Origin of the sequence: Brevibacillus fluminis, assembly GCF_003710825.1 — a bacterium.
In the GTDB taxonomy this organism is placed as follows: domain Bacteria; phylum Bacillota; class Bacilli; order Brevibacillales; family Brevibacillaceae; genus Brevibacillus_D; species Brevibacillus_D fluminis.
In genome coordinates, this window is sequence record NZ_RHHQ01000023.1 from 90,049 (window position 1) to 116,485 (window position 26,437).

25 protein-coding genes are annotated in these 26,437 nt (G+C 47.6%); 2 read left to right on the forward strand and 23 right to left on the reverse strand.

Features of this window, described 5'->3' with window-relative positions; genetic code table 11:
• Positions 1–10: 10 nt before the first annotated feature.
• The 11 genes from EDM56_RS26110 to EDM56_RS26160 form a co-directional block, all read right to left on the reverse strand.
• Positions 11–658: a 3-oxoacid CoA-transferase subunit B gene (locus EDM56_RS26110; protein ID WP_246009548.1), complete on the reverse strand. Its 648-nt coding sequence runs from the start codon at positions 656–658 to the stop codon at positions 11–13.
• 13 nt (positions 659–671) lie between these two features.
• Positions 672–1,397, reverse strand: coding sequence for a CoA transferase subunit A (locus EDM56_RS26115; RefSeq protein ID WP_183192592.1), 726 nt, complete (start codon positions 1,395–1,397; stop codon positions 672–674).
• Positions 1,384–2,196: a 3-hydroxyacyl-CoA dehydrogenase family protein gene (locus EDM56_RS26120; protein WP_425456361.1), complete on the reverse strand. Its 813-nt coding sequence runs from the start codon at positions 2,194–2,196 to the stop codon at positions 1,384–1,386. Before EDM56_RS26120 ends, EDM56_RS26115 begins: the two co-directional genes overlap by 14 nt.
• A gap of 60 nt (positions 2,197–2,256) precedes the next feature.
• On the reverse strand, positions 2,257–3,675 hold the full coding sequence (locus EDM56_RS26125) for an NAD-dependent succinate-semialdehyde dehydrogenase (protein WP_122920886.1): 1,419 nt from the start codon (positions 3,673–3,675) through the stop codon (positions 2,257–2,259).
• Positions 3,676–3,939: 264 nt separating this feature from the next.
• Positions 3,940–4,920: an ABC transporter ATP-binding protein gene (locus EDM56_RS26130; protein ID WP_122920980.1), complete on the reverse strand. Its 981-nt coding sequence runs from the start codon at positions 4,918–4,920 to the stop codon at positions 3,940–3,942.
• 9 nt (positions 4,921–4,929) lie between these two features.
• Complete coding sequence (locus tag EDM56_RS26135) at positions 4,930–5,907, reverse strand: ABC transporter ATP-binding protein (protein ID WP_122920887.1); 978 nt, start codon at positions 5,905–5,907, stop codon at positions 4,930–4,932.
• A gap of 15 nt (positions 5,908–5,922) precedes the next feature.
• Entirely contained in the window at positions 5,923–6,756 is an 834-nt protein-coding gene (gene nikC / locus EDM56_RS26140; protein ID WP_122920888.1) for a nickel transporter permease, read from the reverse strand.
• A gap of 13 nt (positions 6,757–6,769) precedes the next feature.
• Complete coding sequence (locus EDM56_RS26145; protein WP_122920889.1) at positions 6,770–7,795, reverse strand: ABC transporter permease; 1,026 nt, start codon at positions 7,793–7,795, stop codon at positions 6,770–6,772.
• 14 nt (positions 7,796–7,809) lie between these two features.
• Positions 7,810–9,417 carry an ABC transporter substrate-binding protein gene (locus EDM56_RS26150; RefSeq protein WP_122920890.1) on the reverse strand — a complete coding sequence of 536 codons (1,608 nt, stop codon included), beginning with the start codon at positions 9,415–9,417 and terminating at the stop codon, positions 7,810–7,812.
• Between the two features lie 33 nt (positions 9,418–9,450).
• Complete coding sequence (locus tag EDM56_RS26155) at positions 9,451–11,004, reverse strand: hydantoinase/oxoprolinase N-terminal domain-containing protein (protein ID WP_122920891.1); 1,554 nt, start codon at positions 11,002–11,004, stop codon at positions 9,451–9,453.
• A gap of 13 nt (positions 11,005–11,017) precedes the next feature.
• On the reverse strand, positions 11,018–12,088 hold the full coding sequence (locus EDM56_RS26160; protein WP_122920892.1) for an S-methyl thiohydantoin desulfurase family protein: 1,071 nt from the start codon (positions 12,086–12,088) through the stop codon (positions 11,018–11,020).
• A gap of 457 nt (positions 12,089–12,545) precedes the next feature.
• Here EDM56_RS26160 and EDM56_RS26165 point away from each other — a divergent pair, with 457 nt between their 5' ends.
• Positions 12,546–13,700 carry a PucR family transcriptional regulator gene (locus tag EDM56_RS26165; protein ID WP_122920893.1) on the forward strand — a complete coding sequence of 385 codons (1,155 nt, stop codon included), beginning with the start codon at positions 12,546–12,548 and terminating at the stop codon, positions 13,698–13,700.
• Positions 13,701–13,775: 75 nt separating this feature from the next.
• On the opposite strand, the gene EDM56_RS26170 is transcribed toward EDM56_RS26165, so the two are convergent.
• The 9 genes from EDM56_RS26170 to EDM56_RS26210 all read right to left on the reverse strand — a co-directional run bounded on the left by EDM56_RS26170 (position 13,776) and on the right by EDM56_RS26210 (position 23,040).
• Positions 13,776–14,750 (reverse strand): aldo/keto reductase, encoded by a 975-nt coding sequence (locus tag EDM56_RS26170; protein ID WP_122920894.1) that lies wholly within the window; start codon positions 14,748–14,750, stop codon positions 13,776–13,778.
• 87 nt (positions 14,751–14,837) lie between these two features.
• Positions 14,838–15,839, reverse strand: coding sequence for a class I SAM-dependent methyltransferase (locus EDM56_RS26175; RefSeq protein WP_246009540.1), 1,002 nt, complete (start codon positions 15,837–15,839; stop codon positions 14,838–14,840).
• Between the two features lie 137 nt (positions 15,840–15,976).
• Positions 15,977–17,476, reverse strand: a complete 1,500-nt coding sequence (locus EDM56_RS26180; RefSeq protein WP_122920896.1) for a long-chain-fatty-acid--CoA ligase — start codon at positions 17,474–17,476, stop codon at positions 15,977–15,979.
• A gap of 765 nt (positions 17,477–18,241) precedes the next feature.
• Positions 18,242–18,712: an isochorismatase gene (locus EDM56_RS31965; RefSeq protein ID WP_238933580.1), complete on the reverse strand. Its 471-nt coding sequence runs from the start codon at positions 18,710–18,712 to the stop codon at positions 18,242–18,244.
• Positions 18,713–18,744: 32 nt separating this feature from the next.
• Positions 18,745–19,098, reverse strand: a complete 354-nt coding sequence (locus tag EDM56_RS26190) for a DoxX family protein (RefSeq protein WP_122920897.1) — start codon at positions 19,096–19,098, stop codon at positions 18,745–18,747.
• A 16-nt stretch (positions 19,099–19,114) separates the two neighbouring features.
• A complete protein-coding gene (locus EDM56_RS26195; protein ID WP_122920898.1) occupies positions 19,115–19,723 on the reverse strand; it encodes a TetR/AcrR family transcriptional regulator in 609 nt (202 codons plus the stop codon).
• A 641-nt stretch (positions 19,724–20,364) separates the two neighbouring features.
• Positions 20,365–21,474, reverse strand: a complete 1,110-nt coding sequence (locus tag EDM56_RS26200) for a DUF4179 domain-containing protein (RefSeq protein WP_122920899.1) — start codon at positions 21,472–21,474, stop codon at positions 20,365–20,367.
• 11 nt (positions 21,475–21,485) lie between these two features.
• Positions 21,486–22,034, reverse strand: coding sequence for a sigma-70 family RNA polymerase sigma factor (locus EDM56_RS26205; RefSeq protein WP_122920982.1), 549 nt, complete (start codon positions 22,032–22,034; stop codon positions 21,486–21,488).
• A 163-nt stretch (positions 22,035–22,197) separates the two neighbouring features.
• The gene (locus EDM56_RS26210) at positions 22,198–23,040 is read right to left on the reverse strand and encodes a deoxyribonuclease IV (protein WP_122920900.1); all 843 of its coding nucleotides are present in this window, start codon (positions 23,038–23,040) and stop codon (positions 22,198–22,200) included.
• Positions 23,041–23,197: 157 nt separating this feature from the next.
• On the opposite strand from EDM56_RS26210, the gene EDM56_RS26215 reads away from it, so the two are divergent.
• Positions 23,198–24,124 (forward strand): aldo/keto reductase, encoded by a 927-nt coding sequence (locus tag EDM56_RS26215; protein ID WP_122920901.1) that lies wholly within the window; start codon positions 23,198–23,200, stop codon positions 24,122–24,124.
• An 80-nt stretch (positions 24,125–24,204) separates the two neighbouring features.
• On the opposite strand, the gene EDM56_RS26220 is transcribed toward EDM56_RS26215, so the two are convergent.
• The 3 genes from EDM56_RS26220 to EDM56_RS26230 are packed head-to-tail and all read right to left on the reverse strand — an operon-like array spanning position 24,205 to position 26,422.
• Positions 24,205–24,681, reverse strand: a complete 477-nt coding sequence (locus tag EDM56_RS26220; protein ID WP_183192593.1) for an ureidoglycolate lyase — start codon at positions 24,679–24,681, stop codon at positions 24,205–24,207.
• A gap of 28 nt (positions 24,682–24,709) precedes the next feature.
• Positions 24,710–25,675: a carbohydrate kinase family protein gene (locus EDM56_RS26225; protein WP_122920903.1), complete on the reverse strand. Its 966-nt coding sequence runs from the start codon at positions 25,673–25,675 to the stop codon at positions 24,710–24,712.
• Between the two features lie 33 nt (positions 25,676–25,708).
• Complete coding sequence (locus EDM56_RS26230; protein ID WP_221176004.1) at positions 25,709–26,422, reverse strand: BtpA/SgcQ family protein; 714 nt, start codon at positions 26,420–26,422, stop codon at positions 25,709–25,711.
• Positions 26,423–26,437 lie beyond the last annotated feature (15 nt).

The following is a 26,437-nucleotide window of genomic DNA, read 5'->3' on the forward strand; positions in this document are numbered from 1 at the left end:
CATTTCTTGGTTACAAAGACATTACTTTCACGTCTCTAGAAACCTCAAACGTCGCTTCAGTACTGTAACGGATGTCTTCCAGCGAACTCTCCGGCGCAATTTCCTGCAGGTATAATTTGTCATCTTCTATCTTAAATACAGCTTTTTCGGTCACGATTTTGCTTGCCTGGCGAATACCACTAGTCGGATAGGTAAGACGTTTGACAATCTTTGGTCGGTGTTCTTTGCTGAGATGAAGCGTTGCTACAATAATCGTTTTGGTATTCGCGATTAAATCCATCGCACCGCCTACCCCGAGAATATCCGCTCCCGGTATCGCCCAATTGGCAATTTCCCCTGTTTCACTTACCTGCAATGCTCCGAGAACCGCAATATCAATATGGCCACCGCGGATCATCGCAAAGGAATCAGCACTCGAAAAGATCGATGCTCCTTCTTCAAGAGTAATGGGATGCTTGCTTGCACTGATTAAATCCATATCCACATCTTCTCTTGCTGGAGTCGCTCCCATGCCGAGCACTCCATTTTCCGATTGCAAATATACCCCATGATTGATTGGTAGAAAGTCCTGGATCAAGGTTGGAATCCCTACGCCCAGATTAACAACCATTCCCCGTTTCAGCTCCAACGCAACACGCTTTGCTATGTTTACCCGCATCTTGACTTCCTTGTTATCGATTCGTTGGTTTTTCAACATAGTCCCCCCCGACTTTGGCATAGCGTTCATTCAACACTAGAATGTCTACAAAAGAATGGGGTGTGACGATGTGCTCGGGATCGAGCGTACCTGCCATGACAATCTCGTCTACCTCAGCAATGACCAAGTCTGCTGCAGTCGCCATGATTGGATTGAAGTTTCGAGCTGATTTTGTATAAATGAGATTTCCGAGGGTATCCGCTTTATGAGCTTTAATCAGCGCTACATTGGCTCGTATGCTCTCGATCAGGATATATCTTTCACCATTTATGACTTTTTCTTCTTTTCCTTCACTGAGTAGCGTCCCCACTGCTGTCTTCGTATAAAAACCGCCGATACCCGCCCCTCCGCATCGGATGGCTTCTGCAAGAGTACCTTGAGGGATTACTTCTATCTCGAGTAGTCCTTGCTTCCAAGCGAGAACGGCATCACGGTTGGAAGTGAAATATGAGCCGATCGCCTTTTTGATATGACGCGAGAGAAGTAATTTACCAAGTCCCTTCCCCGCTTCTCCCAAATTATTGCTGATGATGGTTAAGTCTCTTATCTGATTTTGTTCGGTTATCACATCGATACAAGTAAGCGGTGTTCCACAAAGACCAAAGCCTCCAACAAGAACGCGATCCCCACTTTTAATCAGTTCGATGGCTTTTTTGGCCGAAAGTAGCTTTGGGATCTCATTTCGGTTAGGAATAGTCATAAAAACCAGCTCCTGATTTTCGCCCAAGTCGTCCTGCTTTCACGTACTTGATAAGCAGGGGGCAGGGACGGTACTTTTCGCCCAATGTTTTATGCAAATACTCCATATTTCTCAACCTGGTATCCAACCCAACCAAATCGGCTAATTCGAGAGGACCCATTGGATGATTTAAACCTAATTTCATTGCTCGATCGATATCTTCTGCTGAAGCGACCCCCTCCATCAAAATGTTCATCGCTTCATTCCCAATCAGGCAATTCATTCGGCTGGTAACGAAACCAGGGAATTCATTGACTTGAACCGTTTCCTTCCCCATTTTGACTGCAACTTTCTTGACAAACTCGACCGTTTCATCTGAAGTTTGCAGCCCTCTGACGATTTCAATGAGTTTCATTTTATGGACGGGATTGAAGAAGTGCATGGCAATACATTTATCTGGTCGGCTGGTGGAGGCGGCAATCTCTGTCGGACTCATCGTTGAGGTATTGGTCGCCAAAATTGTATCAGGATGTGTTCGTTCATCTAGTTTTTTAAAAATCTCTACTTTCAGCTCCATGGATTCAAACACAGCCTCGATTACAAGAGATACGTCCCGAACCGCCTCCCCCATATCAGTTGTATAGGTAATTCGCTGAAGTGCCTCCTCTGCATTCTCTTTGTCAAGGAACCCTCTAGCCACGCTATGCTGCATAGTGGTTTCAATGTAATGGCTCGCTTTTCCTAATGACTCTTCAGAGACATCGTTTACTTTTACGCGAAATCCTCCCAACGCTCCCGCGAGTGCGATCCCTCTTCCCATTGTGCCTGCTCCAACTACGCATATTGTATCCACTTGACTGTCCCCTCTCTTTCGTAAGACTTACATCTGCACGGATACCATTTTGAGCGAAAGATACTCTTCAATTCCCTCGCTTCCACCTTCTCTTCCCAAGCCACTTTCCTTGATTCCGCCAAATGGTGCTTGCACGGAAAATGGAAAAGGATCATTGACTCCAACCATTCCATATTCTAAGCTTTCTGACACGCGGTACATTCTCGACAAATCATTTGTATAGAAATAAGAAGCTAATCCGTATTCAATGGCATTTGCCTTCTGAATGACCTCTTCTTCTGTAAAAAACCGAATAAGTGGCGCGACAGGTCCAAATGTTTCCTCGTGGACGATAACCATGCTTTCATGAACATCTGTAAGAATCGTTGGCGGATAAAAATGCCCTTTTTCATATGCCCCTTCGGTCAACCGAGTTCCACCACATAGTACCTTTGCACCCTTACTTATCGCGTCTACGACTTGCTCATGCACTTTTTCGACGCCTTCCTGATTGATCATGGCACCTAACTGATTTTTTTCATCAAGACCATTTCCGACCCTCAGTCGTTCCACTTTCTCCAAAAAGCCTCTCGAGAATTCCTCATATATTTTGTCATGCACGTAGATTCTGTTTGCGCAAACACATTGCTGACCCGCGGAAGCAAATTTGCTTTGGATGGCACCTTCAATCGCAAGTGGAATATCTGCATCTTCAAATACAATAAACGGAGCGTGTCCCCCTAATTCCATCGAAACACGTTTTACAGTATCCGCTGATTGCCGAATTAATTGTTTTCCAACTTCAGTAGATCCTGTGAAAGAGATCTTGCGTACGATTGAACTATTCATGAATGCCTGCGAAATCGGGCCGGACTGGCCAATGACTAAATTCACGACGCCTTTCGGCAGACCAACCTCATGGAATATTCTGAATAATTCAACTGCAGATAATGGTGCTTCCTTTGATGGCTTAAGGATGACTGTACAACCAGCAGCTAGGGCTGGACCGAGTTTTCTGGCGATCATCGACAGCGGATAGTTCCATGGCGTGATCGCCGCAACTACTCCAACAGGATGCTTATCCACTCGGATGCGTTTGTTGGATAATGAAGCCGGAACCGTTTTTCCATATACACGTCGTGCTTCTTCCGCGAACCATTTGAAAAAGGAGATGGTGCTTGCAACCTCATAACGTGAATTATGAATTGATTTGCCCATTTCTTTTGTAATGAGTTCGGCCAAGTACTCTCGTTTCTCTTCCAGCTTTGCCGTGATCTTGTGTAAAAACACCGCACGTTCATCAGCCGTTGTTCGTGACCAAAAGGAAAATGCGATACTTGCCGCCTGGATTGCATGGTCGGTTTCACTCTGGCCGACAGCGAATACTTCATCAATGATGTCACCGGTAGCCGGGTTGACGACTTTAATCTTTTCTGTTGTTTTTAACCACTCTCCATTGATGTACATAATGATTGTTCACTTCCTTTCCTGATATTTCTGTCTATATTCAAATTGTATATCCAATCATATATGATTTCAACATAATTCTTTTCCGTTACAAAAAAAGCTCGTCACAGTTCTTGGAATGAAGAAAAAAAACTACGATCCAGGTCAAGTTGGATCGTAGTTTACATTCTATACATTGGCTTAACCAGCCCTCGGTTAAAAGGAAAACTTTACTTTCAGTATAGTTTTGGGTCCATAAATCGACGGTAGGTTCCCTCTCTTTTCCTACATTTTGATTTCGTTAGCAGCGCCAATTTGGCAGCGCAGCCAATGCCCCGGTCTCACTTCCCGAAGCTCCTGTGGCTCTGTTTGACAAATGTCCATATGATACGGACAACGGGTTGCGAATCGACAGCCAGGGGGAGGGTTGACCGCCTTTGGCATCTCGCCTTCATAAAAAGTGAGGGCAAACTCGGTCTCGTCGATCACCGGAAGTGACTGAAGCAGCAGTTTCGTGTAGGGATGCAGGGGGTCGTTGAATATCTCCTCTGTCGACCCCATCTCGACGATCTGGCCAAGATACATAACTGCCAGTCGGGAACACATATGTTTAATCACGCTAAGATCATGGGACACAAGCAGATACGTCAGATTTTTTTTCTCTTGCAAATCTTTCAGTAGATTCAGAATCTGCGCCTGCACCGACATGTCCAGTGCCGATGTCGGCTCATCCAGAATGACAAGGCGCGGGTCGAGTGCTATAGCTCGGGCAATACCGACTCGCTGGCGCTGTCCGCCGCTTAATTGGTGGGGAAAGCGTCCTGCAAAGTCAGCAGGCAGTCCAACCTGCTCCAGCAGCTCACGAACCTTGTGCTCACGCTCTGTAAATGACAAACGCATATGTGTTAAAAGTGGCTCTTCGATAATTGCCCCGATTTTCATTTTCGGGTTTATCGACCAAAACGGGTCTTGAAACACCATTTGGATGTTTTTGCTGTTTTTGCGCGCGTCCCGCTTATTGAGACTGAATAAATCCTGACCATTAAACCGAATTGTTCCGGTGGTCGGTGCGTATAACTTCAGAAGCGTTCGGGAAAGGGTGCTTTTGCCGCAGCCAGATTCGCCTACCAGTCCGAAACACTCCCCTTCCTGGAGGGAAAAGCTGACATCGTCCACAGCGTGCACGGTCTGCATTTTGCCAAACCAACCATTTCGTACGCTAAAAAATTTTTTCAGTTGCTCCACTTCCAAAATAGGTGTAGCCATATGTGTCATTCACCTCTTCTCTTCCACCGGATGAAAGCAAGCGATCTCGTGCTCGTCGCTGGCCGTAGCAAGAGTCGGCACCTCCGCTTGGCAAAGATCGCTTACACGGGGACAGCGGTTCGCAAATCGACAACCGCGAATCGGCTCTGCCGGGCTCGACACGCGCCCTCCGATTACCGGCAAACGGTCGCGTTTGTCCTTGATACGCGGGATCGCTTCCAACAGCATTCGCGTGTAGGGATGGCGCGGGTGCTTAAGTACTTCGCGAGTTGGTCCCGTTTCAACAATGCGCCCTCCGTACAAAACCGCAATCCGATCAGCCATCTTAGAGACGATGCCCAGATTGTGCGTGATGAACAGGACGGACGTTCCCTTTTCCCGCTTCAATTTATCGATAAGGAATAGGATTTGCGATTGAATCGTTACATCCAACGCCGTAGTCGGCTCGTCCGCAATCAGCATTCGTGGCTCACAGACGATTGCCATTGCAATCATTACGCGTTGTCGTTGCCCCCCGGAAAGTTCATGCGGAAAGCGTTGCATCAGCCGCCCCGGATCAGGCAGACCTACGTACCGCAGCGCTCTGATTGCCTGATCGCGTGCCTCAATCTTGGAGACGCCGGTATGCATCTGAATCACATCGATGATCGGATCACCGATGCGAAACACCGGATTGAGGGAGCTCATTGGGTCCTGAAAGATCATCGTGATTTCCTCGCCGCGAATACGATCCAGCTCGGATTGCTTACAACCTAGTAAGTCGCGGCCGTCAAACATGATTTTCCCCGCGGTGACCCGGGCCTTTTGTGTGGGGAATAGCTGCATGATAGACGAAGCAGTCATGGATTTTCCGGAACCGGTCTCCCCGACCAGTGCAAGCATTTCACCGCGTGCAAGCGAAAGATGATCTAGTTCCAGTGCAGTGATGTCTAGCGCGCGCGTCTTGATGTGAACACGCACATTTTCCATGTGGAGTAAATTGCTCATATCGCCACCTCTTTCTTACAGGTCACGTATCTTGGGATCAAGATAGTCTCTCAGACCATCACCCAAAAAGTTGAACGCCATGACCGTCAGGAGAATAAACATGCCAGGGATCGTGACATACCACCAGCTCGTCAGAAAAAAGTTGCGTCCGATGCTAATCATGAGACCCCACTCTGGCGTAGGCGCCTGTGCTCCGAGCCCGAGGAAACTAAGCGATGCTGCAGTCAATATGATGGAGCCAAAGTCCATCGAAGCCTGTACGATCACCGGCGACAAGCTGTTTGGAAACACATGACGCAGTATAATTCGAAAGGGTGATACCCCCATTGATTTAGCCGCTTCGACAAATCCGCGCTCTTTTACGGAAATCGCCTGGCTGCGGATCAATCGCGTATACCACGGCCACCATGAAAGCGCGATGGCGATCATCATGTTGCTAATCGAAGGACCCAATAGCGCCACGATTGCAATGGCCAACAGCAGCGATGGAAAGCTGAGAAAAATGTCACAGATGCGCATGATCACTTCATCGATCCACCCTCCAAAGTAACCGGCAATCAAGCCCAACGGCACGCCGATTAGTATGGACAACGAGATCGCTATTACACCGATTTCAAAGGAAATTCGTGTCCCGAATAGAACGCGTGAAAAAATATCCCGCCCCATTTCATCCGTTCCAAAGTAATGATCGAAGGATGGCGGAAGCAGCTTGTTTTCGAGATGCATTTGTTCGTACACATCCTGCGGATATGTGGCGATGAGCGGCGCCAACAGCGCGAACAAGATGAGAATCACAATGAGAACAACACCTATCAGCGCCAGTTTGTTTGTCTTGAGAAAATAACCCATGTTTCTCCCCTCCTTACACCGTTTCTCCTAGCTTGATACGCGGATCCAGCAATACCAGCAGGATGTCAACGATCAAATTAATCAAAATGTAGGCGATCGTCACCATTAGCGTGATGCCCATAATCGCCGGATAGTCGGAGGAGAGAATCGCCTTGGAGGCGTACATCCCGAGCCCCGGCCAGTTGAAAACCGCTTCTATCAGAAAAGTGGACGTCAGCGAGTAGGCAATTGTTAGGCCAAGCGAGGTCACGGTTGGTGCCATAGCATTTTTCAATGCATATAGGAAAACACGTTTGCGACGGGGCACGCCGTACGCCTGCATCACGCGCATATATTCTTCCCCAAGCACCTCCACCATCGATGAGCGAATCATCCTAGTAATCAGTCCAAGCGGATATGCAGCCATCGCTATGGCCGGTAAAATCAAGTGCAGAAAGGCATCGGTGAAAAATTCCCAGTTGCCCTGCATAAGCGAATCGAGCAAGTATGAACCGCTTTTCTCCTCGATGGGAAAAAGCAAGGAGATATCTGTGCTGACACGTTCCCCCAGTGGCAGCCAACCTAACCATTTGAAAAAGACGATCTGTAGAATCAGTGCTAACCAAAACGTCGGAATGGATACCCCACCGATGGAAAAACCCCTGCTCAGATGGTCGATCCACGCTTCTTTTTTGACGGCGGATATCACGCCCAATGGAATTCCAAGGACTAGTGAAATCAACATACCGGCAAAGATTAGTTCCAAACTGGAGGGAAGATACGTCAGCAATTCATCTAGGACCGGTTGATGTGTGCTTACGGAATGGCCCCAGTCACCTGTCAGCAGACCTTTCATATAGGTTGCATATTGAATGGAAAGCGGTTGATCTAGGCCTAGTTCAATTTTTGCTGCCTCGATCTGTTCTGCGGTAGCATGGGCCCCTACCCAACGAGCGGCCGGCTCAGAAGGAATGACCCTAGCGATGATAAACGTAATCAGAGACACCCCTGCCAGTACGATGAGTCCAAGCAGGAGGCGCCGCGAAATGAATCGAAGCATCCACAATCACACCTTTATTCTCGATAGGTATCGTAGAAGAACACGACGTTCGGATAAGCCGGATTGTCCACGTAGCCTTTGAAATTCGGAAGTAGAACGCGCTCGTATTTCAGATCATAGAGGGAAATACCCGGTACGTCTTTGATCAGAATTTCCTGTGCTTGTTTGTAGAGGGCGATCGCTTTCTCTCGGTTTATTCCAGAGACATGTTTTCCTTCTTCTATCAGCCTGTCATAGTCAGGGTTACGATAATAAGCTAGGTTGAACACAATGTCTTTTTCGGAAGCATACAGATTTTTCAGAAAGCTATACGGGTCCGTATAGTCAGGGTACCAGTACATTAACATGATGTCCTGCCGTTTTGCCGGGTCCTGCGCTTTTGCCAGATCCCATTGCGCATCCCACAACATGCCTTTCACATCTAACTGTATTCCGCATTTTGCCAGCTCCACTTTAAGGATCTCCGCAATTCGTCGTTCAAAATCGTCACCAGCCATGTAAGTCAAAGTCAGCTTGCCATCGGTAATGCCCGCTTCGGTCAACAGAGCTTTTGCTTTCTGTGGATCGTAGGTATACTGACTGAGTGTCTCATCATAGCCCCACAGCCCTTTTGGTATGGTGCCGTGCGATTGTTCGCCCGTTCCGACGAGGATATCCTTGATGATTTTATCGTATGGAATGAGATAAGCCAGCGCTTGGCGCACCTTGGGATTGGTGAACGGTGGCTTTTGGGTGTTAAGCTGTAGGACAAGCTGCTCGAAACTGTCTGTTTGTTGGACGGTAATGTCCGGATTCAACTTCAAGGCATCTACCATTTCAATTGGCAACTGATCGGTAAAGTCCATTTTCCGCGCTTGCAGCATTTGTTGACGGGTGTTTGCTTCGGTCATCGTTTTATAGACAACCTTTTGGAAGTTCCTTTCCTTCCAGCCCTTCCAGTAGTTCGGGAAGTATGTCAGAATCAGCTCGCTGCCCTGTGTCCATTTTTGCACGGTGTAAGGGCCGGTTCCCACATCATGGCCTGTGTTGATCCAGGCATCGCCGTTTTTGGTAAGCGCATCCACATCGAAGATAAAGGCTCCATAGCCGGAAGAAACGACTGCGTCAAATGGAGCCGCATACTTAAGTTTGAATTCTACTGTATTACTATCAACCACATTAATTTTGTCGACGGAGTCCCAGATGAAAGCTGCACCTTTCCCTCGCTTGATTGTTCGCTCGATCGATTTCTTGACACTTTCCGCCGTCATCTCTGTTCCAGTGTGGAACTTGACGTCTTTCCGTAAAGCGAAGGTCCAAGTGAGGCCATCTTGAGAAACGGAATAGTTTTCCGCTAGCAACATATCAAACTTTTTTGTTTTCGAATTGTAGCGCATGAGCGTTTCATACATGTTGTTAGTCGCGATGTTTTCGTTAGAGAAGCTGTCACTTGGGTCCCAGAAAGTCATGGTGTCGACATGGTACCCATAAGTCGCGATGCCGCCTTTGGGTTCACCGTTGGCAGACTGCGATGCTTTAGGCAGCGTTTGGCCTTTTTGTGCTTCCGGCGCATTTTGACTGCTGCAAGCTGCCAATGCCACTACAAAACCAATCATCAAGCCGGTTCTCAGTAGCTTTTTCATCTGAATGCTCCCCTCTTCAATGGTATTCCTGATCTATATGGAGAGGTTCCCTACAGCCTTCACCCGTACACGAATTGCGTTACCGGGTAGATAAGCAAGCGGAACTTCCTCTATATCGACTATCTCCACCGTCTCTCTATTAGCTCCTGCGGCTACCGCTTCACTTGTCGCCAGCCCTTTGGCGTCTTGCAACGCTTCCTCGCGCTGCCAGCCATGCGAGTAGATTTTCTCAATTTGCCCGCTCACTTGAGCGATGGTAACGCCGATGGCATTGGCCACATCAAAGTTTGCAGGGCGAATCACTTCTGATACACCAGCCAGCTTGTCCGGCAAAATGATACTTCCGCCCCCCACTAAAATGGCTGGGACAGGATCTGCCGAGGTCTTCATCTTATCAATCGCTTCTTCAACCAACTCAACCATTCGCTGATAAGCTGCTTCTACATGCTCTTTTGGGTAATGTGCCACATTGGCCGGATTGCCCAGTTCCGTTTGCCCGACAGCAACAGCAATGTCGGTCGCAGTAAGGACATCCCCTCCGAAAATCAGTCCTTTTTGCGGCAACTGGTAGCCAACGCTATCCGGTCCCACCTGAACGTCTTCGCCCAAGCTGCGAATGAGCGTCCCTCCACCTAGACCAAACGAAAGGAGGTCCGGCATACGGAAATTGGTGCGGACATCGCCAATCTCGGCTACTAGCGATGATTCACGCGGAAAACCTTGCACGAGCACTCCAATATCCGTCGTGGTGCCGCCAACGTCGATGACAAGTGCATTTCGCTCTTTGGAAAGATATGCTGCCCCGCGAATGCTGTTGGTCGGACCGGACGCGATGGTCAGCACCGGAAAGCGGAGCGCGTAGGATGAGCGCATCAGCGTGCCGTCGTTTTGGCTAAGGAAGATTTGTGCGTGTGAGATGCCGTTTTCTACCAATGATCTTTCGAAGCCTTCTACCATTTTTTTAGCTGCTTCGACCAACGATGCGTTGAGAATGGTAGCGTTTTCTCTTTCCAAAAGGCCAATGCTTCCGATCTCATGGGAGAGTGAGAAATGAACACTGTCATCAAGCACCTCACGCAAAATCTCCAGTGCACGTACCTCATCTGCTGTATCCACAGGCGAATTCACGGAGGTGATGGCAACGGCTGCCACGTTCCCCTTCCACTGGCCACCTGCTTGTCGAATGGCTTCTTCATCAAGGTCTGCGATCCGCTGTCCGTCGAACTCGTGGCCACCGCTTACGATCACGCTTCCAACGTAAACCGTATCCAGCAGTTCCTTTGGCCATCCAGTGAAAGGGGGAATCGCCAATGTAGCAGGAGCACCGATGCGTACCACACCGATCCTCGACAAGCCGTTGCGTTCCACGATGGCGTTTGTGCAATGCGTGGTACCGAGCATCGCGTGAGTCACCTGCTGCGAATCGATTCCGCTTTTTGCGAGACAAGCTGCAATCGCTTTGCCGATGCCTGCACCAATGTCCTCCGTAGTAGCAGTCTTGACTTTCACTACCAATTCCTGTTTTTGATTCAATATGACGGCGTCAGTATGTGTTCCGCCGACATCAATCCCAATCCGATATGTCATAGTAAAGTCCTCCTTATACCGTCAGCGGGGTATAGTCGATGCCATAGCCAAAATAGCGCGGCCCCGCGGTTTGAATACCTTTTTCCGTCCGCCATTTTGCGTCGCATGGCATAGCGATGATTGCAACACGGTTTCCGTACCGGAGGGCCTCTGTTGTGATCGGAAAACCGGTTTCCAAATCAAGAATCGCAATCAGATCAGGTGTCGTTACCGCTACTTGGCCATCTACTTCCGCCAACAAAAATTCGTTTTGGAAGGCGATCTTCGCCTGTTTCCCCTGATAGAGATTGATGCCATCAAAATATACTTCGCCGCGGGTAAAACCGCCGGAAGTTCTACGTAGCAGGTTATTGATTTTCCCTTCAAACAACATTTTGCCACCGAGTACGTCTACCATAGCAGCTATAGGATTTTCGTTACGGTGACGTAGTCCGTGCACAGTCTCCCCAATCTTTTCCGCAAGGGTGAGTGTATGGTGAATACCCGCCGCTTTCAGATCCCGCCCTTGCATCAGAAAGTCGCAGAACATTACTGAACCTCCCATTGCGATCAGGGCGGCTCGACTGATCCGTTCGTTCCAAATGCTATCCGAACCGTTTATAATCAACGTATTTCCTTTTTCATCCGCCATCGACATTGGTGCCGATTGCAGGCCTGCCAGATGAAACGTCACCATTTGCGCTTCAGGGAAAGCGCGGCCCATGCCGTCGATGTCCACCACGGGGATTCCGGTCATAGCCCCCAGCATTAGTGGCACAATGGAGTTGACGCCCCCTACCTCACTCGGTACAATCGCTTTAATATTCTTTTTGCTGTATGCGCGGATTGCGTCAAACGCACCGATCACCTCAGAGCCGCTCGGGATTTTTTCAATCAAGACCGATGGAGCTCCCCCCAATGCTGCCGATACCACCCAATCCTCGTCGCCAATTTCGTCCGGTGAAAGTAACGTTACAGGACCATATTTTTCGATTGCGGCCTTTGCCATCATTTTTCCTACAAAGGGATCACCACCGCCGCCCGTACCGAGTACAGCCGCCCCCATCGCAATATTCTCCAAATTATGAGTGTCAATGATTCGCACAACCAAATCCTCCTGTTTCGTCTATTCGCTGATAATTGGAGTGAAAGTTGCCCAGCACTCCTCTCTTTCGAACCTGCATCTCTTGCATAACGGTTAAACCGCCGATACTAAACAGAATATTCCGTCAAAAATACAGATAGCCATAACTTGATCTACATGCTAAGCATGGGCTCCATACGCATTATTTTTCAAACTCTCTACCCTCCCTGTCTTGTATATTCGTGACACTACAAATTCTAGCGCCATTTTTATTTGAAAGCTTTATAGGATCAAAAAAATACGAGCCGAATTTTTGTAATTTTCACAACAACATCGTAAAGTCTACGTTGGAGAGGAACGAATAGTGATTCAAGCTATAGACGCAAGGATTCAAATCATGTAGAATCTTTGATAACTTGTCAAGAGGGAATGGTAATCTGCATGTGTTTGAAACGAAATGATGGAAAGGAGATATTGAATGAGTGTTACAGTAAAAGATATTCTAGCCCTATCTCCCTTTCATAAAGCACAGATTATTGCCGGTGCAAACGGCATGGACAACGTGATCAAACGTGTCTCTTTTTCAGACAGTCCTTATTATGAATCGGATGATTTCATTCTCAAAGACGGAATATTCTGCATATCAAGTTTTTACTTCGCTAAGCAAAGCGTTGCAGATATGTACGAATTTATTAAAAGGGAACTAAAGTCAAATGCTAGCGGCTTATGCCTGACCAATGAGCATATCAGCGTGTTGCCCGATGAAATACGAAATTATTGCGATCAAAATCAATTTCCCGTCATTATGGTCGATAACTATGTTCCTTATGCCGATATCATCTCCGGCATCATGGAATTGATTATCATCGATCAGCAAAATACGTTAATTGAAAATAAAATAGACGCTCTTGTCCGTGGTCAATTAGACAATACGCAAACGGCTAAAATTCTTTCTGAATTGAATCCACATTTTCAAAGCCAGTTAACTGTTATTTATTGTACTCCCTCGATTAAATCCATCAAATCAAGTTCTGCCATTTTAAGCATACTCAAACGTAATATGTTCATTTCGGCGTTCGAATACAAAAGCGGGCTGCTGATTCTAGTAAGCTATAAGGAATCAACGATTCAATCCATTCAAGAAAAAATCGATTATGTCATCGAGACAATCATCAATTATTATGAGGAATCTGTAATCGGGATCAGCAGCAACAATAACATTCTCGAATGCGGGCAAGCAGTAAACCAAGCACTGACCGCCGTCAATGTAAGAGATAGTAAAAACTCGAATATCATCTACTACGATAAATTAGGGTTGGTTCGATTATTGACGTTGTTTAGCGGTCATAAAGAACTGGAGAAATTTCATAACGATATTCTTGGTCCGATATTCGAGTATGATAAAAAAACGAATCAATCCAACCTGTTTGAAACCATTATGAGCTATATTGAAAATGGTAGGGATTATAAAAAAACAGCTTCAGCTCTGTTCCTCCATGAAAACACGATTCGATACCGTGTAGGCAAAGTGCAGGAGTTGCTTGAATCCATAAGCACAAACGTTGATATTCTTGAAGATATTTCGATTGCGATAAAGATTTATAAGTTAAGGAAAGCCGAAAGAACGGATTGATTAATACCAATGGTGGGAAAATGCAAGGAAAAGAAAAAAGCGGCTGTGCAAGTATTCCTCTGCACAGCCACCTAATTACGGCAACCGGTAAAAAGCGAATGGCTCCCCGTATCGGAACGGATCACTGATCTCATCCAATGTTTTGTTGACATCCGCATCGAGTGTAATCGATGCGCTCCGCAAATTATCCTCCAGCTGCTCAACACGCGTCGCCCCAACAATGACCGTCGAAACGGCCGGACGCTCCATTAGCCACGCGAGTGAGAGCACGCTTGGGCTATAGCCGCATTCCGCAGCGATTTTGCTGACTTTTTCGCCGAGCGACACATTGCGCTCACCGAGAAACCGCTGGAACCCTGGGTCGGTATTTGCTCTGGACTCAGTCGGTGCTTCGTGATTCATGCTGTATTTCCCGCTCAAAATGCCGCCTGCAAGTGGAAAATACGGGATGATGCCCACGCCTTGGTCAAGGCACATCGGCACCAGCTCCGCCTCTGGCGTACGATCGGCGAGCGAATAGCTAATCTGTGTGGAAACATAACGGACGTATCCTTTGTTGTCGCTGATCCCTAACGCTTTCATGATCTCCCAGGCCACATAGTTGGACGCCCCGATATAGCGAACCTTTCCTGCACGCACCAGATCATCGAGCGCTCGCAGCGTCTCATCAAGCGGTGTATGCGGATCAAACGTATGGATCTGGAATAAATCGACATAATCGGTTTTCAGGCGGCGCAGGCTGTTTTCCAGCTCTTGCATCACATGATAGCGGGAAGAGCCTCTCGCATTCGGTTCTTGCCCACGTACCAAACCGGCTTTTGTCGCCAGCACCACTTCATGTCGTCGTCCTTCTAGCGCTTGTCCGATGATCCGTTCCGATTTCGTGCCTGCATAAATGTTAGCGGTATCGATGAAGTTGATTCCATTGTCCAGCGCATGATGGATAATGCGCGTCGAGGTGGCTTCGTCCGCGCGTTTGCCGAACGAATTGGTACCAAGGCCCAAAGCCGACACTTTCAGGCCACTATTCCCAAGGCGGTGATAGTTCATGTACTTCCTCTCCTTTATGGCGGTATGTCCGTTCCCATTATAGCCCCTCTTGCCAAAGCCTGCCAACTCAGTCGACGTATGTGTACCCTACAGGAGCTGTTCCGGACGCCAATAAAGAAGTGCTGCCTTGAAACGATGCGTATAGCGATATCCGCCGTCGGCAACCGGCTCCACATATCGGTGCAAAATCTCCTTAGCTGCCTGTCGGTCATAGCTCTCGTCCATGATCGCCTTCAAGTTTTCCTTCACCAGCTGTTCTTCAATTTCGTAGTGATAGGTCCGTTCCAGATCGAGGATGCGGCAGTTCGCATCGATCCCAAGCTCATAAAGCATGTTGGTCAAATGGATGTAATCGCGCCGCTGAAACCGGATGTTGCAGCCAAGCTCCTGATGGATCGCCAAAAGATGGGGACGCTCCGGCCCGCTGGTCAGCGCAATCACCGCCAACCGCCGTGCAGCATTGTTCATCTCAACCAGCGCTCGATCGATCTGTTGCATCCGGTAGTAGCAATTGACGCCAAAGACAATGTCCGCCTGCTCACTAACCGTATGTTCCTCCCATTTGGCATGGACGAATGTTGCAGCTGCCATTCCGCGTCGTTCCATCTCCTCGCGCAAAAAGCCAATCATCCCCTGCGAGCTGTCAACAGCCGTATAGCGAGCGGCTTTTTCGGCAGCAGCAAATGAATAGGTGCCCATGCCTGGCCCGATTTCAAGCACATGATCGCCAGGCTCGATGAGGCTCAAAAGCTCGGTCTGAATCTTCTTCACATGTGGAGCTGCTTGTTCGCGAATCACATGTTTGCGAATATGCTCACGCCAGAAGGCTTCTTCCACCACATCGTCCGTCATCCGCTGCGAAAGGTCACCTTGCCAGTTTTTCATCCCCTCTAGCCACTGTTCCTTGGCATTCATGCCCATACGGACGCCCTGGTACATCAGCACACCTCCTCGCCCGAGTCCACTGTTTTGTCTCCACAGTCGTGTGGCAGATTCCTCCATCATCGCACAGGCGAGCCAAGCTGACCAGCGAGCGATGTGCTGCTGTAAGGACTGATAATAAGACCCGATTCGGTCGATCCGATTCATCCACATCCCGCCCACTGCCCTCCGCTCACAGACTGTCAATGATTTGCCCTGACAAAAAAATCGACCACCTCCCCCTGCAAACACATCCGTTTCGCAGAAAGAGGGTGGTCGATTTGTCAAACTCACAGGCTGCCGCGTTAGCTCCGCAATGCTCTGCGCAAAATTTTCCCCGTCCGATTTTTGGGCAGCTCGGTCAAAAACTCGATTTGTCTCGGCAGCTTGTATCTGGCCAGCTTGTCTTGGCAAAAATTCATGATTTCGCTGTCCGTCAGCTGTTCATCCTGCTTCACGATGAACGCCTTGACTATCTCGCCATACTCCTGATCTAGCAAACCGATAACAGCCGCTTCCATCACAGCTGGATGCTGATACAAAACCTCTTCCACCTCACGAGGGTAAACGTTATAGCCGCCGACTAAAATGATGTCTTTTTTCCGGTCGACGATGAACAGGAACCCTTCTTCATCCATTGTCGCCATATCGCCTGTGTACAACCAGCCATCCTTTATCGCCGCTGCCGTCGCTTCCGGCATCCCCAAGTATCCTTTCATCACGCCAGGGCCGTAGATGATCAGTTCGCCTACCTCACCCGTCGGGACGTCATGGCCATCCGGATCGACGACGCGGATTTTGACGCCGGGTATTTCTACTCCGATCGAACCCGGCTTGCGTACCCGGTTTAGCGTATTGAACGCTGCCACCGGTGAAGACTCGGACAATCCGTACCCTTCCAGAATCGGCGCTTTGTATTTGTCTTCGAATTTTTTCAGAAGCTCGACCGGCATCGCCGCTCCGCCTGACACACAAAGACGCAGAGAACAGAAATCGTCAGCTGTCGCTTGAGGGAGCTGCAGCATAAAGCTGTACATCGTGGGAACGCCGCAAAAGACCGTCGCCTTTTCATCTCGGATCATGTCCACGACGGCCGCCGGGCTGAACTTGGGCAGCATCAGCATCGTGGCACCGCATGCAATGGATGCGTTCATGCAGGTTGTCATGCTGAATACATGGAAAACGGGAAGGACCACCACAACCCGATCCTTTTGGGTCAAATCGAACAGCTGGCAAGTAGCTTCAGCATTTGAGGCCAAGTTCCGGTGCGTCAGCATCGCACCTTTTGGATCACCCGTCGTGCCGGACGTATACAAGATAACGGCGAGATCGTCCTCTGTTACCGAAGCGCTCTCAAACAATTCGCTTCCTTCCTGCATGAACTGCTCGAATGACCATTCGCTTTCAACGGCCTCCGTAAAAATCACCAGCTCCAGCGTACCGTACTGCTGCTTCGAATCAGCCAATATTTTGCTTGCGGCCGAGCCTGCAATTGCAGTTTTTGCTTGGCTGTTCGTGAGGATATACGCGATCTCCCTTGCCGTATAGATCGGGTTCATCGGAACCACCGCTGCGCCTGTGCGGAGGATTCCATAGTAGGCGATGACGAATTGCAAACAGTTATCGAGGAGCAGCGCCACTTTGTCGCCTTTTCCAATACCATGCTTGACAAGTGCAGACGCGAACTGATCGGCAAGTAGATCAAGCTGTTCATACGAGGTGCGTTTCCCGTCAAACAGACATGCTGTCTGCTGCGGGTATTGTTTCGCGGCGTTTTTGAGATTCTCATTCAAAATCCAAGCCATGTACCAATTCCTCCTCATCATTCGGTACGATTTGCGTGTGGCAAACGTCCGTGCAAACTATGTAATCATTGTTCATTCAATCGTGTATTTTTCTGGAAAGGCTGCATCTTGCTGTATCACTCAGTTGATTTCGAAGATTCAGAATATCATGTTCATTTGCAACCAAATTCGGCCTGGTCGTTTTTCATCTGTTTCAACTCGATAATCCTCTCCACACTCTATGTCAAAATCACTTCGCTGCAATAGAGGCCAATGCGGATGCCCATCCGTCGACAGAGCGCTCGCTCGCCTTCCAACAGTTTCCAATCCTTTTTTCGATCGCTTCTTTTCCCTGGGCATTTGCGCACCATTATATCGAGCATATATATCTTTTCTATGTATTTTAGGTTCCTCTTGACGTAGTGTCAATGTGTGATTTTACGAAAAATTCAAACAGAAAACCACCAGCAGTCTCATATGGCTGTTGGTAACGCCACATCCGGCTGTCCAGTGAAAATAATGTTTTAGACTGGGGTGCTTGATATACCGTGGTTTATGAGATTGAAAATCGCCACCCTTTTAAAAATAAGTGTTGGACTGGACAAAAAATTAAACAGCGGCAGACTACAACTTGAAAAATAAAGTCTTAGACTACCGGTGTTTTAATTGAACTAACGTATATTTATACGAAACAAATTTTTTGTTTTCATTTCTTCTGCAAAGAAATCGTTAACGTAGTTTGTCAAGGGCATTGTCCTAACTGCCCTTGACAAGAAATGGAAATTATTATGTGTCTTCATTAAGCTGCAAGTTTAAATACTCTTGTACATTAGGCCCATTAGGATTAGCTAATACTGTTTGAATCCATGCTTCCCTCTCAAAGCACAGTACGCGAAGATCCCAAACACAAGCAATTAACCCTGTAGGTGTTACGTACGTAAACTCTTCCGGATTATCATGAGGTGCAACGTAAACTTGATGATGCAATTCATTTTCGTCAGACCACCAATCAATAAATATAAAGCTTGCACCGCGCCCATCATGAACCCCTATAAAGCCAACACCATAACGATTTTCAGTGATTGCAGGTTTGGGAAGACACTCACAAGCAAGTAATTTCGCTCTTTCAATTATGTTTGATCTAGGAAACTCACCTTGATATGTTATTCCATATATTTTTAACGTCCAATCTGAATGATCCCAAAGTTCAAGAAATCGAATGGGTCTCTGTTTATAACTTTCTTCAATTTTAATCATGAATATCACCTCGTAACACGTCTTTTTTATAATTAGAAGAACCCCTTTAGATTCCTTAGAATCACGAAGATAGATAAAATGAAGCAAACCAATGCAGGAATGATCGTTACAACAGATTGGTTTGCCCGAAAAATATGGGCGTGAATAGCGCCTAACATGAGAATTACAAACAGTACACCTGCCCCAGCAGCCAAATATCTATTCGAGGCACCCAAAATCATTGCTATACCTCCAATGAGTTCAAGAAATCCAATTACAGACATAAACCATAATGGATATTGGTAGTGCTGCCAATGCTCAACCTGGAATGGTATGCGCAAGAGTTTTATAATACCGCCTGTTAAAATAAAAACAGCTAGAATTACCTGTAAGACAGTAGTTATCATTTAACCCCCACTCCTTTCAACTATCTTGTATAGAGGTATCTCCGTTTGCAAGCATCCCATACAACAAAAGATTGACTACTTGTAACGCTAGACTTTCTGGCCCCTTAATCCCAGGTAACAAAAGGGAAAGTGTTAGACGTTCCACAATTCCAACTATGCACTCCGCTACAGTTTCCATCGCCAATTCAGAACGAAAATGACCCATTTGTTGTTCTGCTCGTAAATTATCTATAAGCAGAGAGGTTAGCTCTTCCTTGATTTGATCCGAATTTGGGGCTAGAAAAAGCCCGATACGAGTTATATTTGGAGTTGCAGCTAGAAAACGGAAAATCGTCTCCAGTGTCATCAACAACTGCTTTGGAACATCGTGTGCCTCTACCGTGGGTGCAAAGCGACTCGTTTGTACTAACTTTCGCAGTCGGGTACGAAACTCGTTTACTAACTCATCAAAGATGGCTTCCTTGTTAGAAAAGTAGAGATAGAAAGCAGGTTGAGTCAATCCAGCCCGTGTAACAATAGTACTAACTTTTGTCTCATGAAACCCTCGGTTTGCGAATTCATCCGCCGCAATGGTAAGCAAACGCATTCGGCTTTCCTTACCTTTCAACCCTTTTACTAGTGTCATGTCCATATCATCTCCTGAAATACTCAAGAAAACAGTATTTTACATTACTTAAAAATAACGTTACTTAAAAGTAATGTTTTTTGTAATGTCTCATAGTTGATACTCCGTTGTCAATATTATTAATCAGAAGATTATTTACTTTTTTGATTTTATTTAATAGGTCATAACCATCAGCATCTTCCTTAATTTCACGCATCCCCCAACACCCCAGGCAATTCAAAAAAAGCCGGTTTCACCACGCTAAGGGTATACCAGCTATTTTTAAGTCTCCTTCTTCGTAACGTTAAAATCCGCATTTGCGCCTACTATATCTACCTAAATTCCGAGAGCTTCATGTCTATCAATTTAAGAATGGTTTCCTTTTCCTATTCCTCCAAGGGGGTACTGGTTACAATATTTTGGACCTGTTCCTTAGTCTTAATAAGATAGTTATGGGTAACAAATTCACAAATGATTCGTGATGAATCCTATCTAATTCTTTGATTGGAAAAGACTCACCTAAACCTGCCCGATAATGACCTTGTGACAGTTCGATGTGAAACATACGAATTGAACTACCAAAAGGGTTAACCATTCCATCGAGAAAGGCCGGCTGACTCAGGTGAGTCAAGCCGGCTTACTTGTTGGCAGATATTCTTTTCCTACTTTATATCTATCGTAATCTCCGGCATGGTCTCTTTTTTGTGTTCCCTGGTGCCCACAGGCGCTTCTTTTTTCTCTTTTCCGTTCTCATCAAAAGAAACCCCCCCTTTATTTTCAGAGATGTAGATGATTGGCGTAATCGTCAGCTTCGTGGCCTTCTCCTCCAACTTTCTGAAGGTCATGCTCCATTTCATGATCCCCGTAGAGGCATCGCCATGTCCCCCATTGTCCTCTCCCTCATACACATTGCCCAAATCATCCTTGACAATCAGATGGGCGCTTACATCCTGCAAACGCTCCCGATATTCATCGGGTACTTGCTGTGTATAGTCCGTTACGAATGACATCGGGGTTAGCTTGACTTTGTCAATCGTTACGACGAAGCCATCTTTCTCTGTACGTTTGTGAACAAGCTTCACATCGCTTTCCACAGTTTGCAGCTTAAAGGCAAACGACCATTTTCCGTCGATCTCTTCTTGCTGATTGTTCTCGATTTTTAGGATGTCGTTGATCGTCAGCTGGCACTCTACCTCTTCCATCTCCCCAGCAATACTGTAGTTTGCTTGCCCGACGTAAGTGTTCGACGCTACTTTCTCCACATGATCGCTTCCCGTCAGTCCGCCGGTATAGTTATGGATACGCAAGGAAGGTCCCAAACCGATTAACGGCGATTCCCCGAGATCTTGAGGAGACTTTACTTCGTAGGTATAGGAAATTGTTTTGCCATCAAAAACGGCATCCTTCACTGTGATCTGAATCCCGTTGCTCTCTTTGCTCACATTCACTTCATTGGCATTGACCTGGTACAAATCATACACACCTGTCTGAGATGTATCCAAAAAACGGAAAATATCACCGATAATCGGAATGCCAGCGGCGTAGGCCGGATTGTTGATTCCCAGATAAGCAGTGCCTCCAACCAGAAGACCAGCGAACGCTGCCGCGATTATTTTCGTTCCGGCCCATCCCTTCTTCTTTCTAACCGACTCCAGCAATCGTTTTTTCACTTTTGCTTTTTCAAGCATGGTAACCTCCGTCGCTTCCTCGATTTCTCTCATTTCCATCTCATCGACCTTTACTTCTTTCAATAACCGGTAAATACCCCGCATGGCTCCCTCTCCTATCTGTTCATTGTCGCCTGTTCGGCCAACTTTTTCTTTCCGCGGAAAACTCTATTATCCACAGCCGTCCTTGTAAGCCCTAACTGCTTGGCGATTTCGTCTGATTTGACACCTAAGAAATATTTCATTGCGAATATTTTCTGATCAATCGGCTGCAATGTATGGATGAACGTCGCGAGCTCCCGCTTATTCTCCTGCAGTACAACCTGATCTTCCGTCGATAAACCCTGTACGAGACTTTCGACTGCCAAGGAGACCTCGTCGCGCTTCCCCATCTTCCGGTAGTAGTCAATTGCTTGATATTTGGCTATTTTATAGAGCCATTTTTTAAAATCCTCTCCGTCTCCTTCGAATTGATTGGCATGGTTCCATACCGCCAGGAATACATCATTTATGCATTCCTCAATCTCCCCGGACTGGTATTTCGGGCCTAATACTTTGCACACAGTACCTTTCACCAGCCCCAAATATTTGTCTACGATATACTCCAAAGCATCTTCTTTTTTCTTTTTTAATCGCTCGATGTAATTCCGTTCATCACATCTCATTTCTATAATTCCTCCCAGATGTTCGGTAAAGGCCTTTACACCATAGACAACGAAAAAAATCTGACTTTCTCTCGCAAATTCCGCTTTTTTTAAAAAAATGACACAGCACCAGTCTAATACTATATTTTCAACGAACCCCGGCCGCTGCCTTCCCTTTTTCTGGTTACCCATCGTTCGATTCTGCTAGTGAATGGACGTAAGCAATCTCATCTTGATGCGTATACGATGCCGAGCTTGGCGTCTCCAAAATCACCGGCATCTCCCGGATCACCGGTGATTGCAGAAACCCACGCATGCTCGTTTCTCCGATGTACCCTTTGCCTACGTTCGCGTGGCGATCGCGATAGGAGCTTGACTCATGCATGGAATCGTTCAGATGCACCGCCTTCAAGTGGGGAAAGTAGCCCAACTCCGTCCCTTTTTCCACGAGCGCTGGCCAATTGCTTCCGTTCCATAGTCCACTGGCAAATGCATGGCACGTATCGAGGCAAAACCCGATCTTCTCCGGATACGCTGAAAGCTTGCGGATTTGGACAAGCTCTTCGAAAGTGATCCCCATTTTTGCACCTTGCCCGGCATTGTTTTCAATCAACACGAGGGCTGAACCTTCCCAGTCGCGTAAAATTTGATTCAACATGTTGATCATCAACGTATACCCCATCAGCGGGTCGGCCCCTTTGTATTTGCCAAAATGAACGACAACCCCGATCGACCCGCACGCTTCCGCAATCTCCAGATCGTTCGCAATGGATGCCATCATAACGCGCCGCATCGCATCGTCTGCCTCCGATAAATTGGTGGGGTAAGCCGTGTGTGCGATCGAGACCAGTCCATGCTCTTGGCATAAACGAGCGCAATTGTTCGCATCCTGGTGATCAAAAGACTTCACCGTCAAGCTGCGCGGGTTTTTGGGAAAATACTGAAACGCCTTGCCCCCCAAGCGGACCGTCTGCTGGGCTGCGCCAAAATACCCGTTTCTCGTGCTCACATGACTGCCGATTTTCATCCTTCTTCCACCTCTCCCACCCGATCGTCAACAGGCTTCAGTTTGGTTCATTTTTCCCTCTCCTTTTCCGCGTATGCGCGAATGTTTAATTCCTATTAACACTGGCAGGCGCCCGGTGTTATTCTACTGATAACGATGTGCAGAGGAGGAATTCCGTTTGAAATACATCCGATTGAAACATACCGAGCTGGATGTTTCCAACTTAATTATGGGCAACATGCGGCTCGCACAGCTTTCACTGCGTGAAGCAGAAACGCTAATTCGCACCGCCATGGACGAGGGGATCAATTTCTTTGATCATGCCGACATTTATGGACAAGGTCGGTGTGAGGAGCGGTTTGCAGAAGCGATCCAAATGAATCAGGGCATTCGTGAAAAAATGATTTTGCAAAGCAAATGCGGGATTCGATCGAAAGAAAACTACTACGACTTTTCCAAGGAACATATTGTAGGATCGGTCGATGGCATTTTGCAGCGACTCAAAACCGACTATTTGGATATTCTCCTCCTCCATCGCCCGGATCCATTGGTGGAGCCAACCAAGGTTGCAGAGGCGTTCGATGCCCTCCATCGCAGCGGCAAAGTGCGGTATTTTGGCGTATCCAACCACAATCCGGCGCAAATCGAGCTCCTACAAAAATTCACTCCTCACAAAATCGTGGCGAACCAAATCCAATTCAGCCTCGCGCATACGCCCGCCATCGACTCCGGCATCGCGCTGAACATGGGGATCGACCAGTCAATCAACCGCGACAGCAGCATTTTGGATTACTGTCGCCTGCATGACATTTCAATGCAAGCATGGTCGCCGTTCCAGCATGGAAGCTTTGAGGGACCTTTTCTCGGGAATACCGAAAAATTCCCGGAGCTGAACAAAACGATTCGAAGCATCGCGGAAACGTATTCCGTCACGGACACGGCCATCGCGACGGCATGGATCACGCGCCATCCAGCCAATATCCATGTGGTGCTCGGCACAACTAACCCGCAACGAATAAAAGATGCTTGCAAAGGTTCCGATCTGTCGTTGACCCGTGAGGAATGGTACCGGCTTTATAAGGCGGCAGGGAATATTGTGCCTTAGACAAAAAAATAACCACTGCGAAACCCGACAAGTTCATTCGCAGTGGTTATTTTTTTCTATTTTTACGTGTTGATGACTTTCTATAACGCTACTTCAAGCGGGCCTCCCACGATGTCGATCCACTCGGTCTGCTCATCGGATTCAGTCGCCATCCAATAATAATGAGCCGATTTGTTAATGCCGTGACACGCATCATGCCAGACTCCGTGTCGGAGCACGATTACATCTCCCGGAGTTAGAACGACCACCTGAATGTCAGACAGAAGCGGCTTGCTGCCCGCAGAATGAGCTAAGGCAACCACGATCGGGTCAGCCATGCAAAAGATCGCTTCTTCCGTGTGAAGATGCCGCTCCATCGCACGAACTTCACATGGTGCAGGAGAACCAAGCGTCACCCCAAGACTGCCAGACGTACGGAGCAAAGGAGCGTTTGTCCGCCGATCTTCCCATCCATCGCCTTTGGAAAGCAGGAGATTTTCCGCCTCTTCCTTCATACTGAAGTAGGTGCCAAATTTGGAGAAATCGATTGCTGAAACCGGGACTGCTTTTATTTTCATGCATATCTCTCCTCTCATGTGACGCCGTTCATCGGGCGATAAAGCAGTTATATTCCTCATCGATAGCTACGCCTTTTTCGTTCATAAAGGCAAGAACCGTTTCGCTTGAAGCGACGCCGCCGCGAGGCCCCAAGATCGTCACTGCACGGGCTGCGGCCGCATTGGCAAAATTCGCAACCAAGCGCAAGTCATCCGTTTTGTTCAGTGCATGGATAAACGAGCTGCAGAACGTATCTCCTGCACCGGTCACGTCCACTACCTCTACAGGGATGCCGGGTACAGAGATTTCTTGCTCACGGGTATGTACGCGACAGCCTTCTTCCGCAAAAGTGATGACGACCATCTCGGCACCGAAGCCGAGCAGTTGCGCAACTGCTGCTTCATAGGACAATTCTTTTCGATAGACATCGAATCCATTGCGGTTGAAGAAAAGAATATCCATTTCCTCGAAAAAGCACTCGTCCCCCGGCTCAAGATGGGCAACGTCCAGGTCGTAGACCATTTTCGCCCCGGACGCTCTAATTTTTCGGATGATGTCGAGCGCATCCATCGTGCCGCAACGCAATGGCTTCATTTCGACAACCGACGTGTAGACATATTTGGCTGCACACATCGCATCGATGATCTCGGGCGTGATTTCAAAATGCTTGATCCCCAAGGTAGGAATGAAAAGGGTATGGTCATCTTCGGTTAAAATGATGATATTTTTGGCATCCGGTAACTTATCATCATAAGTGATGTAGCGGGTGTCGATCCCTCTTTGACGCAGGTCCTCGCATAGTCTTTGGGTGATCTGCCCACTGTTTAGCAGCGACAAAAAATATACGGATTCGTTATAAGCGGTATAGACACTGGCTGCATTCGCGATCATTCCACCGACATGCTGCTCGAGCGTTTCAACCAACACCTTTTCTCTGATTTTGGGCCAGTAGGGTGCCCGATAGTATTCGTCTAATGCAACATCGCCGACAAAAAAAGAATAGTCTCTGCTCATCAGAACCTCCAGCTTAGAAGCATGCGAACCTTGTTATCGTAGTTTTTCAATCTCAGACATGAATTTTTGCACGTGCTCCTCGCAAACATCGCCGTCATCCTTATGCGTATCCTTCAAGTAGCTTCCGACGATGGCTGCATCCGCAACGTCCAACTGAAGCTTGGCATTTTCCGCTGTGACGCCGGCCCCGACGATCAACGGGAAGTCATTGCCCATGATGGAGCGGAATTTTGCGATTTTTTCCAAGTCCGTGACCATGCCTGTACCCTCGCCTGTCACGACGATCGCATCGCAGCGAGTCATTCCGATTTGCAAATCCTCTTCCAAAGACCTGCCCGACAAATATGGCTGATATTTGAAGCGAACGCCACCGAGCACGAACGCCTGTGTTTCTTTGCGCATCCGAACGATAAAATCATGGAACGCCACATCGTCTTCAGGTGTAAGGTGCCCTGCCACTGAATCGAGCTGAATGAAGCAAGCATCGTATTTATTGGCGAGCTCGAATGCACTCGCATCGTCATTAAGCACATTAACCCCGTAGATCATCTCTTTTCGTTCTGTGCGCATATACTTCAGAACCTCTTCAACATGGTCCGAGTTGCCAAAATAATTTTCAATGATGACCGCATCGACACCATTCTTTGCATACTGGTCGATTTCTCGCTTGGCAATCGCCAGCTTTTCCTCATCGCTCCCCCCTTTAAGATGCACCATGGCCATGATCGGCTTTTTAACCTTGAACAACTGTAAGAACTTCCC